The sequence below is a fragment of the Dehalobacterium formicoaceticum genome (genome assembly GCF_002224645.1).
Lineage (GTDB): Bacteria > Bacillota > Dehalobacteriia > Dehalobacteriales > Dehalobacteriaceae > Dehalobacterium > Dehalobacterium formicoaceticum.
Map to the genome: position 1 here is coordinate 2,283,799 of NZ_CP022121.1, position 14,543 is coordinate 2,298,341.

The 14,543-nt window shown below is 42.2% G+C and carries 14 protein-coding genes; 10 read left to right on the forward strand and 4 right to left on the reverse strand.

Annotation, left to right across the window (positions count from 1 at the left end; all coding sequences use genetic code 11):
- Window positions 1–17 precede the first annotated feature (17 nt).
- The 10 genes from CEQ75_RS11095 to CEQ75_RS11140 all read left to right on the forward strand — a co-directional run bounded on the left by CEQ75_RS11095 (window position 18) and on the right by CEQ75_RS11140 (window position 9,460).
- Window positions 18–863 (forward strand): aldo/keto reductase, encoded by an 846-nt coding sequence (locus tag CEQ75_RS11095; RefSeq protein ID WP_089610647.1) that lies wholly within the window; start codon window positions 18–20, stop codon window positions 861–863.
- 288 nt (window positions 864–1,151) lie between these two features.
- Window positions 1,152–1,622, forward strand: coding sequence for a hydrogenase maturation protease (locus CEQ75_RS11100; protein ID WP_089610649.1), 471 nt, complete (start codon window positions 1,152–1,154; stop codon window positions 1,620–1,622).
- A 1-nt stretch (window position 1,623) separates the two neighbouring features.
- Window positions 1,624–1,893 (forward strand): hypothetical protein, encoded by a 270-nt coding sequence (locus CEQ75_RS11105; RefSeq protein ID WP_089610651.1) that lies wholly within the window; start codon window positions 1,624–1,626, stop codon window positions 1,891–1,893.
- Window positions 1,886–4,324, forward strand: coding sequence for a carbamoyltransferase HypF (gene hypF, locus CEQ75_RS11110; RefSeq protein ID WP_157677427.1), 2,439 nt, complete (start codon window positions 1,886–1,888; stop codon window positions 4,322–4,324). Before CEQ75_RS11105 ends, hypF begins: the two co-directional genes overlap by 8 nt.
- Window positions 4,287–4,538 (forward strand): HypC/HybG/HupF family hydrogenase formation chaperone, encoded by a 252-nt coding sequence (locus tag CEQ75_RS11115; protein WP_089610655.1) that lies wholly within the window; start codon window positions 4,287–4,289, stop codon window positions 4,536–4,538. The genes hypF and CEQ75_RS11115 overlap by 38 nt, the downstream gene beginning before the upstream one ends.
- Window positions 4,507–5,634, forward strand: coding sequence for a hydrogenase formation protein HypD (hypD, locus tag CEQ75_RS11120; protein WP_242965134.1), 1,128 nt, complete (start codon window positions 4,507–4,509; stop codon window positions 5,632–5,634). The genes CEQ75_RS11115 and hypD overlap by 32 nt, the downstream gene beginning before the upstream one ends.
- Window positions 5,627–6,652, forward strand: coding sequence for a hydrogenase expression/formation protein HypE (hypE, locus tag CEQ75_RS11125; protein ID WP_276538662.1), 1,026 nt, complete (start codon window positions 5,627–5,629; stop codon window positions 6,650–6,652). The genes hypD and hypE overlap by 8 nt, the downstream gene beginning before the upstream one ends.
- A 31-nt stretch (window positions 6,653–6,683) precedes the next feature.
- Complete coding sequence (locus tag CEQ75_RS11130; RefSeq protein WP_089610657.1) at window positions 6,684–7,124, forward strand: cytochrome b5 domain-containing protein; 441 nt, start codon at window positions 6,684–6,686, stop codon at window positions 7,122–7,124.
- Between the two features lies 1 nt (window position 7,125).
- Complete coding sequence (locus CEQ75_RS11135; RefSeq protein ID WP_089610659.1) at window positions 7,126–8,058, forward strand: hydrogenase small subunit; 933 nt, start codon at window positions 7,126–7,128, stop codon at window positions 8,056–8,058.
- On the forward strand, window positions 8,036–9,460 hold the full coding sequence (locus tag CEQ75_RS11140; protein ID WP_089610661.1) for a nickel-dependent hydrogenase large subunit: 1,425 nt from the start codon (window positions 8,036–8,038) through the stop codon (window positions 9,458–9,460). Before CEQ75_RS11135 ends, CEQ75_RS11140 begins: the two co-directional genes overlap by 23 nt.
- A 255-nt stretch (window positions 9,461–9,715) precedes the next feature.
- On the opposite strand, the gene CEQ75_RS11145 is transcribed toward CEQ75_RS11140, so the two are convergent.
- The 4 genes from CEQ75_RS11145 to istA form a co-directional block, all read right to left on the reverse strand.
- Window positions 9,716–10,180, reverse strand: coding sequence for a copper amine oxidase N-terminal domain-containing protein (locus CEQ75_RS11145; RefSeq protein WP_089610663.1), 465 nt, complete (start codon window positions 10,178–10,180; stop codon window positions 9,716–9,718).
- Window positions 10,181–10,253: 73 nt separating this feature from the next.
- Window positions 10,254–11,396 carry a YrpD family protein gene (locus CEQ75_RS11150; protein ID WP_089610666.1) on the reverse strand — a complete coding sequence of 381 codons (1,143 nt, stop codon included), beginning with the start codon at window positions 11,394–11,396 and terminating at the stop codon, window positions 10,254–10,256.
- A gap of 693 nt (window positions 11,397–12,089) precedes the next feature.
- A complete protein-coding gene (istB, locus tag CEQ75_RS11155) occupies window positions 12,090–12,869 on the reverse strand; it encodes an IS21-like element helper ATPase IstB (RefSeq protein ID WP_089608935.1) in 780 nt (259 codons plus the stop codon).
- A complete protein-coding gene (gene istA, locus CEQ75_RS11160) occupies window positions 12,866–14,455 on the reverse strand; it encodes an IS21 family transposase (RefSeq protein ID WP_089608934.1) in 1,590 nt (529 codons plus the stop codon). The genes istB and istA overlap by 4 nt, the downstream gene beginning before the upstream one ends.
- Between the last annotated feature and the right edge of the window lie 88 nt (window positions 14,456–14,543).

Below are 14,543 nucleotides of genomic sequence, written 5' to 3' on the forward strand. Positions count from 1 at the left end.
GAAAGGTAGGATATCTTATGGAATTTGTTACATTAAATAATGGCATTAAAATGCCGATTTTGGGCTATGGCGTATATCAGGTTGACCCGGCAGAATGTGAGCGCTGCGTACTGGATGCGATTGAGGTAGGTTACCGCTCCATTGACACGGCACAAGCTTACTACAACGAAGATGGTGTTGGTAATGCCATAAAAAAGAGCGGTGTTCCACGTGAGGAGTTATTTATCACCACCAAGGTCTGGATTAGCAACGCCGGATACGAAAAGGCGAAGACATCTATCGACGAATCTTTGCGTAAGCTGCAAACGGAGTACGTTGATCTGCTGCTTATCCACCAGCCGTTCAATGATTACTACGGAACCTATCGTGCTATGGAAGAAGCATATAAGGCTGGGAAAGCAAAAGCTATTGGTGTCAGCAACTTCTACCCCGACCGCTTTATTGATCTTTCCACATTTGTGAATGTGCAGCCTGCGGTCAATCAGGTGGAAACTCATGTATTCCAACAGCAGAAAGCGGCTCATGAAATTATGAGGAAATACGGCACCCAAATTATGTCATGGGGCCCGTTTGCTGAGGGCAAAAATGATTACTTCCAGAACCAGACATTAAAAGAGATTGGTGAGAAACATGGCAAGACCGTGGCCCAGACTGCACTTCGTTTCTTGATTCAGAAGGGCGTTGTGGTTATTCCCAAATCCACTCGCAAAGAGCGGATGGTGGAGAACTTCAATGTTTTTGACTTCATACTATCAGATGAAGATATGGCAGGGATTGAGAAACTTGATACTGGAGAAAGTTGCTTCTTCTCTCATTACGATCCGGAGACAGTTGAGTTTTTAGCTGGATTGGGTAAAAAATAGGAGAATCCAAGAAAAAAGAAAAGACGCTTTACATGACCCCAGTGGTTTCTGTAAAGAGTCCGTAATTCATCCTTTTATTCAATTTTTATTAAGTATAAATAAAATAGACAGCCGACCTTGGGATATCCAGGGCGGCTTTTTTATGTTTACCATCCTTTTTTCTTAAATATGCTAGTTTTTTTTGGAGTTTCTATAATTTTCATACCAATTTAAGCATATATATTTAATGGTGTAATTAATTAAGAATGGTTTGATAACATTGATAACTTTGATAGGATTGTTTTTAAGATGATAAAAGTAATTGGTATTGGAAACAGGCTGATGATGGATGATGGGATTGCTATCGCGGTACTAGAAAACATAAGAAATAAACTGGCATCAATAGGGGAATCAGTAGGAATTGAAGTCATAATTGCAGAAACCGATTTTCAGTTTTGCTTTCATCAATTAAGAGCAGATGACTTTGTTATTGTCGTGGATGCTTCATATTTAGGGGGAGGGGCGGGAAATGTTCATTCATGTGAGTTGCAAAAAGCAATCACTGCCTATGGACAGACCAACTCTCAGCATGATATGAGCGTCTTTGATTTGATGAGATTGTACTCTAAGCCTGTGAAAGGCTGCTTTATTGGCATTGAAATAGCAGAAGCCGGATTTGGCTGTGAGCTAAGTGATGCACTAAAGGACAAATTCAATGATATTTGTCTTGATGTTGAACGTATTATTTTTGAAATTGTCAAGGAAATGGAGGGAGGTTAAAATGCACGATACTTTTTTAAATGAGAGAATATTTGAGACACTGCTGAAGCTTTGCCGGGAAAACAAGATCTTAAAACTAAATAAAGTACATATTGCTGTGCATACCGATAGTCATATCAGTGAAAACAGCCTGCGTGAACATTTTTGTGAGGGAAATAGTGAGGGTAGTGATCTGCTGGGTGCATGGACAGAAATTATTATTGAAAAGCAGGATGTGGGCAAACTCAATGCCGTTATTAAGAGCATTGAAGGTGAGTCGACCGATGTATGAACCGAAGAATGAACCAATGAATGAACCGATGTATGATTTGGCAAGTTACACTGTTTATATCACCGGTATTGTTCAGGGAGTGGGCATGAGACCATATATTTTTAAAACAGCAGAACATTTGGGCCTGAGAGGATGGGTAAGCAATCAGGGCTCAGGGGTAGTGATGGAGATTGCCGGTCGCAGAATAAGCATTCGGGAATTCCTTAAGGCCTTGTCGGAGAACCCTCCTGCCGGTGCAAAAATTAACAGGATCAAAATTAAACCCCAATGTTATGGGGAATATCCTAATTTCTCAATTATCACCAGTTCTTCAGATTCTTCAGACAATCAACTTCCAGGATTTATCCCTCCTGATACGGCAATTTGTGATCAATGTATCAAAGAAATCAGTGATCAGACAAATCGCAGGTATCTGTACCCTTTCACCAACTGCACCACCTGTGGTCCCAGATACTCCATCATAAAAACATTACCCTATGACCGGGTCAACACCTCCATGGCGGCTTTCGAAATGTGCCCTGCATGCAGGAGTGAATACGAAAGTCCGGATAACAGAAGATTTCATGCCCAATCAAACTGCTGCCCTGATTGCGGGCCAAAGCTGACTCTGATGGACAGTAAAGGCAAGCAACTGGATAGTGGCAGTATTCATCCTGTTGCTGCTGCCGTACAATTGCTTCGTGATGGGAGATTGATTGGGATCAAGGGGCTTGGCGGGTATCACATTGCCTGCAATGCCCAGGACGAAAAAGCCATAGATCTGCTGCGTAAAAGGAAAAGAAGACCGGAGAAACCACTAGCCGTAATGCCCGCAAGTCTGGAAGCTGCTAGGTTAATCTGTCGGGTAACCGATAAAGAAGAAGAAACACTGACCAGCATTCAAAGACCCATTGTACTCCTTAAAAAGAGATTCCCGGAAATCCTGCCTAAGAATATTGCTCCCGGGATTAACCGTCTGGGAGTGATGCTCCCCTATACCCCTCTGCATCATCTCCTTTTTCAAGAAGATCTTCCATACCTTATTATGACCAGCGGCAATGTCAGCGGGATGCCGATATGCTACCAGGATGGGGCGGCACTAGCAGAACTTAGAGATATCGTAGATTTTTTCCTGATCCATGATCGGGAAATTCTTACCCCGATCGATGATTCCGTAGTGTGGATTATTGATGAGGAGGTAATGGTCAGCAGAAGTGCCAGAGGTTATGCCCCTTCTGCCTTACAGATTAACTCAGACTCAGAATGCGAAATTATGGCAATGGGTGCGGAACAAAAATCATCACTATGTCTGTTGCATCTAGGTTTTGCCCATGCCACCCAGTATCTAGGCAACCTGGATGACATGAATTCATATCAAGAATATCTTCAGGTCATGAAAAACATGCAGGTATTGCTTGGAGCAGAACCCCAATTTATTGCCCATGACTTACATCCTGGATATCTTTCCACCCAGTGGGCGATGAAGCAGTCTGCCGCAAAAATCCCGATCCAGCATCATCATGCCCATATGGCCGCTTGCATGGCGGAAAACAGCCTGACAGAGGATGCCATCGGAATTATCTATGACGGAACAGGATTAGGCACAGATGGAGCGATCTGGGGCGGGGAATTTCTGGTTGGTTCCATTGGTTCAAAGGGTTCAAAAGGCAAGTTCGCGCGGGTGGGGCACTGGAAGTACGTAACGTTGCAGGGTGGGGATAGTGCTGTTAAAGAACCTTGGAAATCAGCTGCTTCCTATTTATATGCTATGGGCGTTGAGAGCAAGGAATATCTTGCCAGTGTTTCAAGTTTAAAAGTCAAAATGATAGAAAGCGCAATCAGTAATAATATTAACTGTTTCCAATCGTCAAGTATGGGTAGGTTGTTTGACTGTGCAGCGGCCCTGGTCATGGGAAAAACCCATATTACTTATGACGCTCAGGCCGCGATAGAATTGGAAAATGCCATAGCAGCGGAGGTAACAGATTTAACAGATTTTTATCCCTATTTCATCGATGAAAAAATTGATGAAGAAATCGATGAAAAAACAGATAAAAAAGAAGAGAAGTTAGAAATCGGATATAAGGAAATATTATCAGGTATTTTGAGTGACATAAAGGGGGGCAAGGAGGGCAAGGAGGGCAAGACACCTGGATATATCTCAGCTAAATTCCATAATACAGTTTGTGCAGCTACCATAGACTGTGTCTGTAAAATAAGAAAAAAACGGGGTATCAACAATGTCGTTTTAAGCGGCGGGGTGTTTGAAAACACCTATCTGTTAAGAAACCTGAAGGTAGGACTAAAGGAGCGGGGCTTTAGAACTTATTACCATAGGAAGATCCCCACTAATGACGGGGGGATTGCCTTGGGGCAAGCAGTAGCTGCAGCTCACATGATAAAGGAGGGAAACTATGTGCCTGGCGGTTCCAGCAAGAATTGTCAAGATTGATGAAAGGCACGCCTGGGCGGAAACAAAGGGGGTGGGGCAAAGAATAAATATTCAGTTGATTGATGCTCCTATCCCTGGCGACTACATCTTGGTTCATGCAGGCTTTGCCATTGAAAAAATAGACGTGGAATATTTTCGCTTTTTAAATGAGACGCTTGATGAAATGCTGGAGGGGACAGGAAATGATACAGGAAATGATACAGGAAATGAATGATCAGAGCATTATAGAGCCCATCATCGAGCGCTTAAACCGGGTTTTTGAAGATATATCTGGTTTATCTGGTCAGAGTATGCGTATTATGGAGGTTTGCGGAACCCATACTCGCGCCATTGCAAAATCCGGAATCAGGTATTTGCTGCCCCAAGAAATACTTCTTTTGTCCGGACCCGGCTGTCCGGTTTGCGTTACCCCTGAATATTATATCGATATCATGATCTCAATAGCAGATAGGGAAGACGTGATTCTGGTAACCTTTGGCGATATGATGAAGGTGCAAGGAACATGCTTTAGCCTGTCAGATAAAAAAGCGCAAGGTGCCCAAATAACTGTGGTCTATTCACCTGAAGATGCATTAAATATTGCAGCACATCATAGAGATAAGTTAGTCGTATTTGTCGCCGTGGGATTTGAAACCACAGCACCCCTGATTGGGGTGACCGTGAAGCAGGCAAAGGCGGGAGGCCTTGATAATCTCTTCTTTCTGACCGCCTTAAAACGCATGGAACCAGTTATCCGGTTTATTTTGCAGGATGAGAGAAATAAAATCAATGCTATGATTTGTCCCGGTCATGTGGCATCAATTACAGGAGCAGAACATTTCAGATTTATCACTGAGGAATTTGGTATTCCGGCGGTAGTATGCGGTTTTGAAAGTCAGGATATCGCAGCAGGGATATGTCGGCTCCTTGAACAGCTTACGGGAAAAAGGGATAAGAAGTTTGTGAATTTGTATCAGCGGTGTGTTACCCCTAATGGTAATCCCATCGCTCAACAAATGATTAATGAAGTATTTGATATAGCGGACGGAGAATGGAGAGGGATTGGCACCATCAGGAATTCAGCCTTGGTGTTGAATGATCAGTATCGGTATCTGGACGCGGTTAAAAGGTTTGAGATTAAGAACGAGCAATACTCAAGTCCTCTAAACTGCCTGTGCAGCGAAATCCTGCTTGGCCTAAAACTGCCCAAGGAATGCCGTCTTTTTGGGTCAATCTGTACACCGGAACATCCTTCGGGCCCATGTATGGTATCCTCAGAAGGAGCCTGTGCAGCTCACTTCAAGTTTGGGGGGGATGGGAAAAATGGCTGAAAAATTGGATATAAATATTGATGAAAAAATCAATCTTGCTCATGGAGATGGTGGCGTCGATACCCAGGGCTTAATCAGAAATCTATTTTATCAATATTTTGATGAACCCCTTTCAAATAGCATGCCGGATTCCTTCGTCTTTGAAGCCGGGCAGCATAAACTCGCCTTTACTACGGACAGTTTTGTGGTTAAGCCCTTGTTTTTCAGGGGAGGAAACATCGGAAAACTGGCCGTATGCGGAACCATTAACGATCTGGCAACAGCTGGGGCTAGACCATTATTTTTAAGTGCCGGCTTTATCATCGAAGAAGGCTTCAGTATGGAAAAGCTGCACCTAATCGCAAAATCAATGAGTGATATTTGTCAGGAGACTGGTGCGAAAATAGTAACCGGGGATACCAAGGTAGTAGAAAGAGGAAATGTGGATGGTCTTTTTATCAACACTTCGGGAATAGGGATCGTGTCAGATAATTATCATCCCCAGCAGGCAGAACCGGGAGATGAGATTATTATCACCGGTGGGATAGGAGAGCACGGAACATCCATACTTTTAGCCAGATATGATCTGGGTATGGAAACAAAGCTAACAAGTGACTGTGCACCGATGTCTTTTCTGATCAATGGGTTGGGTGAGCATCTTAAACATGTAAAACTAATGAAAGACCCTACCCGGGGTGGAATCGCAACTTCATTAAATGAAATAGCGGCAGAACAGGCATTGGAAGTAGAACTTAATGAAAAGGCAATTCCGGTAAAAAGTGAAGTAGATGCCATTGGTGATATTCTGGGCATTGATCCTTTATATCTTGCCTCTGAAGGAAGGATGCTGATTGTGGCTGAAAAAGGCTGGGGAGAGAAAATGCTGCACCAGATAAAAGCACTTGACTACTGTGGGGAAGCTCAGATCATCGGGCGGTTTACTTCAGGACATCAGGGGATGGTATCTATGAAAACATTGATCGGAGGTAAACGGATCGTCCCCATACTTGAAGGTCAGATGCTGCCCAGGATATGTTAAGAAATCTGTTTATTGCCGGGGAGGGGAAAACATGAGGGAGGGAGATTTTTTGGGCCAAAACCTGGATCGTATTATTGGGGAAATTTACTATGATATCACCTTATTATATGCAGCTCCCTGTGTTTATTCTAGAAATCTGATCCTGGATCATTTAAGAGATAGAATTCTCAAGCTTGAAGCTGTTATAAAAGCCACTCCTGAAGCAGAGCCACCTACGCCACTAATACCAACATCAGCAGGAAATCAATCAACATTTACATTGCCAGAGTTATCCCAGTATGATGGGAAGGATGGCAACCCCGCATATATTGGGGTAAACGGTATTGTTTATGATGTTACGAACAATGCAACTTGGGCAGCTGCAACCCACTTTGGCTTGACGGCGGGCAATGACCTGACCAATGAATTTGCAACCTGCCATGGAGGTCAGCCGATATTAAGTAAGTTAAAAGTAGTTGGAAAGTTGGTGTGAAATGAGTAAGAGAAGCATTACCTGCCCTGAATATCAAGAAAGGCTCAACACGGCCGCAACACTTGTGGATACTGTTAAGACACAAATCAGACAGGGTGCTATAAAGAAAAAGAATTTTGTGTGGCTGGAGCTGACGGGGTGTTCCGGAAATATCATCTCCCTTCTGGACGGGTCAAATCCTGATTTCAAGTACTTAATCTCACAGATGACTTATTTTATCTTTAATAACAGTCTTTCAGCCAGTGAAGGGCAGAATGCCATGGAGCAGTTATTTGGTGTGCTGGGAAGTGACTTTATTTTTGCGGTTGAAGGTGCGGTGGCGACGAAGAATAACGGCCTGTATAACATCATCGGCCGCCTGAATGGAAAAGCGGTAACTGCCCTTGATGCTGTTCAGATCCTTGGTGCTGAGGCATCATATGTTATTGCCATCGGCGCCTGTGCCACCCATGGAGGTGTTTCAGCAGCAAGGCCGAATCCGGCTGAGTGTGTCGGTGTTCAGAGTGTATTAAATCGAAAGGTGATCAAGCTGACGGGATGCCCCTGTCATCCGGACTGGTTTATGGGGACATTAGCCCATATCTTGCTCTATGGAGAACCGGAGCTGGACAGCAGGGATAGACCTCTTTTGTTTTACAGCACCTTGATTCATGACAGGTGCCCCCGTCGGTCATATTTTGATCAGGGCATCTTTGCGGAAAAGCTGGGGGATAAAACCTGTATGTTCAAATTGGGCTGCCGCGGACCGGTAACACGCACAGACTGTCCGATCAGGCAGTGGAATGAGTATGTGAACTGGCCGGTTGAGGATGACACTCCTTGCATTGGTTGTGCGCAATTTGGCTTCCCTGATGCCATGGAGCCTTTTATTAGCTATAATACCACAAGAAATTCCACAAGAGAGGTTAATGATGACCAAGAAAATCGTGATTAATCCCGTTACCCGGATCAGCGGATTCATGGAAATTCAAGCGGATATTGAAAATAACCAGGTTGTGGATGCTAAAACAGCAGGACTGATGTTTCGTGGATTTGAAAAGATGCTAAATGGCAGGAATCCCTTTGATGCAGTATATTTCACCCAGCGTATTTGCGGAATTTGTTCAACTGCTCATTCTATGGCTTCCACTCTTGCCTTGGAGGATGCCCTTGGTGTTGTCCCATCTGAGCAGGGTAGATACTTAAGAGACATTATCCATGGCTGCGAATTTCTGCAAAACCATATCCGCCATTTTTATCAATATACCATCCCGGATTTTGTGAAGCTGCCCGAAGATTATCCCCTGTTTAAGGCAGATCATTATGATTTCAGACTGCCCAGAGAGAAGAATGACAGATTGGTCAAGGATTACTTTGATTCTCTGGATTTAAGCCGGAGTGCCCATGAAATGCTTGCTGTACTTGGCGGGAAAGCTCCCCATAATCATGGCGTGTTTATCGGTGGGATTACCACACAGGCAACCACTGATAAAATTATTAAAATAAAATCCATTCTGCATGCCATAGATAAATTTATTAATGATCGAATGCTCCCTGACGTAAATACCATTGCCGAGTATTATAGTGAGTATTTTTCTATGGGAAGGGGTTATGGGAACCTTTTAAGCTTTGGCTGTTTCAATGGCTATCAGGATTTGGGAACTTTGTATGTGGATCCTCTTGTTTACACTGGGGGTAAAACAAGGGTATTCAATCCGGATGACATTACTGAAGAAATTGATTATGCCTGGTATCAGGACACACAAAAGGACACAAAAAATGGGGATAAACCTTTTGAAGCTGATCCGAGAGCTGATATGAACAAAGCTCAGGCATATTCATGGGTCAAGGCTCCCAGATATAACAATCTGCCCTTCGAGACTGGACCCTTGGCCAGGCTTTGGCTTTCCGGAGAATACAGAAATGGCATCTCAACCATGGACAGGACGATCGCCAGAGTATTAGAAGTTAGAAAGATCGCTTCAATTATGAATATCCTGATTGATAACCTGATACCTGGAGTATCAGTGCAAAAGGAGTATACTATTCCGGAAACAGCCATGGGAAAAGGTTTAATTGACACTACGAGAGGTGCTTTAGGGCATTGGTTGAGAGTGAATGATCAGGTTATTTCATTTTACCAGATCATCACCCCATCTGCCTGGAACCTTTCAACCCGAAGCAATAGTGAAGTGAAAGGAACTGCCGAAGAGGCGCTGATCGGTACCCCGATCAGGGATATTAATAATCCCATAGAAATAGGCAGAACAATCCGCTCTTTTGACCCTTGTATCTCTTGTGCGACTCATATTTATACGGGGGGCAAACATATCAACACAATACAAGTTGTACAGTAAGTACCATGATTTAAAACCTTAAAAACAGCTTGCTATGTTAGTTTTTAATTAACAAGCAAGCTGTTTTGAAATTTGTAGACTGTCTTAGATGTTGAATGTCAATAAGTTGATAATCTGGTGTCATGAAAATCTGGTGTCAGGCACGATAAGTTTTAAAGCACCACCCGTTCTCTTATCGAGGCTTTAGTTGTTCAGTGGTATAGTCTTAACATAGTGTACCCAAACATATTATATATCATATTATAACCCTTCAATTTAGTTCTGATTAGGGAATTTTATATATATGGTTGCCTCAGTTTCAGACGTTTTTTCCCAAGTTACAGTGCCATTTAGTACTTCTGAGATTAATCTTATGGGAACATAGAATATCCCTGTTGTGGTATCAAATGATGGTGCTTGAAGTAACTTAACAATATTACCATTTACATCGGCATCCAAAGAATTATGAGTTAACTTAATGATTGTATTACCTTTAGTTGCCGTTACTGTTTTTGTTTTACCATCCCATAAAAGAGTCATATTGTATTTTTCAAATATTGGCCTACATGGAACTACAGTTACATCTTTAACACAAGATGTATAGATATCCAACTTTTCGTCATTTACATAAACACTAGGATGCACGCTAGGGGGGTAGTCAGCATTGGCAATACTTATACCACTGTATAGAAAGAGTGTGCAAAAGGTCAATATTATAAAAAGATTACGAGTGTTTTTCATATTTCATCCTCCAGTCTTGGGTAAAAATCACACCATATTAAGTGTGATTTTTACCCTTATTATACCATTATTCTTAAAATTGATAAATACTAGAGTCAACAACAATAGTTACATTATTGCTACTTCTAGTCACAGAAGCATGGTCTTGCTCTGGAGTAGGAAAGTATGTACTTGAAACAGCAACACCATCAACCTTAATGTTTGAAAATACTGCTTTGTTTTTCCCTGTATTATCTGTGGATACAACAGTTGATAATAACTTCCAGGTAGTTATTTGTGAAAGATTACAACTGCTGGATGACTCCATTATTGTTATATTATGAGTGTCTGCTAGTGTAGTGCCGTGCCTTGTTGGGCATATAGTTGTTCCATCAACTTTCATTCTGACTTTACCGTTGTAGTTATACCAGAAGTACATTACAGGGGCAGATCCTGGTTTATATCCATTGTGATATTGTCCCTCTTGATGTAAGGTGTCAGGAAATATGATTGAATATTGTTGCCATGAGTCTATACCTATCTTCTTTTTAAGTACTATTAATGGTTTCCAGCCACTAGCATTAGATTGTGGGCCGAGATTATTATAGAGTTGCAATCCCATATCTGCCGCCCAAGAGCCTATACCATTATTACCTGAAAGGGTATATTCAAACCCACCATAATTATATGGTGCATACTTTGTTAAATCAGTGCTTACTTGAGAACTTGTTGGAAGAGTCATTTGAGTACTCAAGTAACTTCCACTTGTCCCTGTTTTTGTAACTTTTTGCTTACCGCCAACTCCGTCTGAAATGAAATCCGTTTGAGTAGCCATTGGTGTTATTGTACTATCGAAAGATTGAACTTGGACAGCAATATCCTGCTGGTCAATGTCATATACGATTAATTCAGGATCAGAATTCAAAGACTCTTCATAAAAGTAATAATTATCTTCATCAAATGTTACATAATCGTATGTTGTACCATTATTACTTGCATTTTTTTCAGCTTGATTAGTTTTAGATTTTTCTTCCGCAATGGCATCTTTTGCATTTTTTAGCATCATTTCTAGTATTGAATCTGAAACTTTTACTGATTCCTGGTGTATAACCTTAACTGTTTTACCATTGGTTCCCTTTAAACTTTCAACTGGTTCAGTTGAAACCGCAAATACTGAGATCGAAAAAGTACTTAAACACAGCAGAGAAATAGCAAGTAGAATTTTCAACTTTTTCATAAATTAATTTCAACTCCTTTAAATAATTTATTTTGAACGCTGGACAGCTACTCAAACTTAGGAATTGATAATAGTTACGTTATGATGATGTAATTATTGCCGAATTACAAAACGTCAGGGTGTTACAGCATCACGAGGCATCCTTGTTCAGGGTATCTTGTTATTTTCTTCATTATATCAGAATCAAAATAAAAAGATTGTCGGAATATGTACAAAAAGTAAATTTTTTCAGTATTTTCAAACTAACTTTCGTCTAGATAAGCCTAAAACCCTTACGGTTTCCGGTTTCGTTAATTTAACACTACAGCGTAATTTATTTATTCACTAATACAGCCGGCTAATTTCTTTAAGCTGTGGGATTTGTACGCGCAATAATTACGACGAAGATGATAGTCTACAATTCTTAAGGCCTTTTGTATTATTTTTTCGTCACATGACAGGGCTGCAACAACAAGCAATAGAGCCATCGGATGAGTTAAGACCGGACTTTTGTATTTGTCAACTTAAAATTAGGCCATATAGTCATTTAATTTTCGGCCACTAAGAAAAAAAATTTAGTCGTTTCATAAGCATATTTAGTTTTCAAAGAGCATTGTTTCACGATGAATGCTAACGCGCTATCGCTTGTTACACCCTGTATAAATGTTTATCAAAAACATGATAAACCTTTATACAGGGTTATTGTTTTTTTCTTCATGCCAGTTGCTGTTGTTGTAACCACTCCTTCGTTTCTTTCATGCGGTACGAGTTTCCATTCATGTTGACGATGTATGACTGATGCGTCAACCGGTCAATCATGGCCGCCGTCATCACGGGATCCTGAAAAATTTCACCCCATCGTTCGAAGGATAAGTTGGTTGTGATGATTGTCGATTTGCGACCAGCCCTCAGCGACAAATGGGTAAACAATAATTCAGATCCTTCCTTATCAAAAGATATATAACCCATTTCATCGGCAATAACCAAATCATATTTTTCAAAGCGGTTCTGGAAGGCTCGAAGAGTTTGCTCTGCTCGGCATTCTTTAATCCGGTTAATGAGGAGGGGAACAGTTGTAAACCATACTTTATATCCCTCCAGGCAGGCCTTTAAGCCTAGCCCAATACTCACATGCGTCTTGCCTGTTCCCGGGTTCCCCGCCAGAATAATGTTGCGCCCCTCCTGAATAAACTCTAATGTTTTCAGCTGCTTTAACTTCTTTTGGGCATCATCTGGCAAATCCGCGATGACCAAATCTTCAAGGTACTTTTTATGTGTAAATTCAGCCAGACGAATGCGATTATGCCGCGAGGCTTCCCGACGAGCATCACATTCCTTCTCCAGTAACTGCGCCAGAAATGCTTCATAACTGGCATCCTGCTGCGTTGACTCCCGAACTTGCTCATCCAAATGCTTACGAATCATAGGGAGTCTCAGTTCTTTGCTATATTCCAATATCGCTTCCTTAAACGCCTTGCGCGGCGCGTTACTCATGCAACGTCCTCCTTTGCTTTTGGTGTATGGGTATCAAACATGTCATCGTACATGCGAAGCTGCTGTGCTGACCGCTCTACAATCTCTTTTCCCGTTTTCGAGAGATTTGGTTGAACAACAGGCATCGCGTCACGATTCCTAGCACAAAGCACTTTAATTTTATCCGTAGTCACTTGAGCCGGATGAATTTTCTCCAGCTCCCGAATAGCTTGCTCGACTTCCGCAAATGGGACATCGTCTCGAATATATTGCAATAGCTGTATAAATTCCTTGTCTTGTTTGGTATAATATGTTTCGTATATTTCTTTTATCCTTTTAGGAGCCTGCTGCCATGCCGCACTACCGGCAAATGCACCAGGTTTTTTCCTTAGCGTATCCAAATAATGATTCAGATCAAGCCGCCACTCGTGGTTGCCGGTTAATCGCACATGCTCCGCTACCAAGGATTCCTGATGGAAGCATCGCACCCGGGTCGCATATGCTTTAATCATGATCGATTCACCTACCAAATGATCCGGTACTGAGTAACGATTCTGATCAACGATGATGGTGGAATATTTGTTCACCCGTCCATAAATCACGCGAGCTGCATCAAATGGTGGAAGGGTGGGCAGCAATGCGGGGCGCTCTTCTTCCAATCGTTCCTCCGCCGTCTGGCCGTTGTACTCATCATGGGACTTACGATTACGCTTAGTGCACACATCCTGCAAATATTGATTTGCCTCCTCCAGGGATTCAAATTCGTCCCGAAAAGCGAAGGCTTTTCGGCGAACGACCTCGACGCTTCGCTCCACATGACCTTTTTCGTTGCCCTTGCGAATATTGCAAAACCGATACTGAAAACCATAGTAGAGCGACAATTGAAGCAATCCTTGCGTCGGCTCCTTCTCCGTTCCAATAAACCTTTTCACCGCGACTTTCATGTTATCGTACACCATGGTACGATACACTTGGCCGATATGCTGGAAAAACAGGGCGTGTGCTTCCTGAAAACACTCTGTTGTTTGTTTGGTGAACAGATAAGCAAAGCGATAGTTCCCGTAAGCCGTTGTGAATACGGCCATCTGAAAAACTTGAAATTTTCCATTAATTTTTAGTTTAACCTCACCCCAATCAAATTCGCAAATGTCTCCAAGTTCATACAGAGCCTTAATAAACGCTTCCTTTGGTTTCCGTTCCAAGCTTCTAATGGTTCGAAGAACGGTACTGTAACTTAGTTGAGTACCCTCGGCTTCCAGTGCTTCAAAGATATCAATGGCTTTTTTTTGCTGCTTGTGCCGCCCCTGATTTCGCTTAGTTTCATTCTCGTCAAGATAGAACTGGATCCTGTTCACAACCTCGTCAGTCATTTTTCTTTTGGGTCGAATGCCCACAGTATACTTGGGGGCAGAAGTGAGGGTGTCGACTAGTGCCTGGATATCTGCCGACCCGCTCGACAATAATTGCTGTCTCCCTTCCTCATATTGTCCAATGTACTTTCCTACGGTGTCCCGATTGATCCCTGTTATTTTCGCAATTTCCCGGCGCGATTTCCCTTCATGAATATGCATCATTAAAATTTGTTGCTTGATGTTCATTGTGATCATCTCTCCCAGCCCCTACCTGTTGAATTTCCTCTCAAGTAGGTTAATCTATTGTGGCCGGTTTTTCAATGACTACGGTGGCCTACTATTA

What these genes read in the sequence shown, in the direction of transcription:
- CEQ75_RS11140 (WP_089610661.1), top strand. Translation starts at nt 8,036, where the DNA reads ATGACCAAGAAAATCGTGATTAATCCCGTTACCCGGATCAGCGGATTC.
- CEQ75_RS11105 (WP_089610651.1), top strand. Translation starts at nt 1,624, where the DNA reads ATGCACGATACTTTTTTAAATGAGAGAATATTTGAGACACTGCTGAAG.
- hypD (WP_242965134.1), top strand. Translation starts at nt 4,507, where the DNA reads ATGATACAGGAAATGATACAGGAAATGAATGATCAGAGCATTATAGAG.
- CEQ75_RS11095 (WP_089610647.1), top strand. Translation starts at nt 18, where the DNA reads ATGGAATTTGTTACATTAAATAATGGCATTAAAATGCCGATTTTGGGC.
- CEQ75_RS11115 (WP_089610655.1), top strand. Translation starts at nt 4,287, where the DNA reads ATGTGCCTGGCGGTTCCAGCAAGAATTGTCAAGATTGATGAAAGGCAC.
- CEQ75_RS11145 (WP_089610663.1), bottom strand. Translation starts at nt 10,180, where the DNA reads ATGAAAAACACTCGTAATCTTTTTATAATATTGACCTTTTGCACACTC.
- CEQ75_RS11135 (WP_089610659.1), top strand. Translation starts at nt 7,126, where the DNA reads ATGAGTAAGAGAAGCATTACCTGCCCTGAATATCAAGAAAGGCTCAAC.
- istA (WP_089608934.1), bottom strand. Translation starts at nt 14,455, where the DNA reads ATGATCACAATGAACATCAAGCAACAAATTTTAATGATGCATATTCAT.
- hypF (WP_157677427.1), top strand. Translation starts at nt 1,886, where the DNA reads ATGTATGAACCGAAGAATGAACCAATGAATGAACCGATGTATGATTTG.
- CEQ75_RS11150 (WP_089610666.1), bottom strand. Translation starts at nt 11,396, where the DNA reads ATGAAAAAGTTGAAAATTCTACTTGCTATTTCTCTGCTGTGTTTAAGT.
- CEQ75_RS11130 (WP_089610657.1), top strand. Translation starts at nt 6,684, where the DNA reads ATGAGGGAGGGAGATTTTTTGGGCCAAAACCTGGATCGTATTATTGGG.
- hypE (WP_276538662.1), top strand. Translation starts at nt 5,627, where the DNA reads ATGGCTGAAAAATTGGATATAAATATTGATGAAAAAATCAATCTTGCT.
- CEQ75_RS11100 (WP_089610649.1), top strand. Translation starts at nt 1,152, where the DNA reads ATGATAAAAGTAATTGGTATTGGAAACAGGCTGATGATGGATGATGGG.
- istB (WP_089608935.1), bottom strand. Translation starts at nt 12,869, where the DNA reads ATGAGTAACGCGCCGCGCAAGGCGTTTAAGGAAGCGATATTGGAATAT.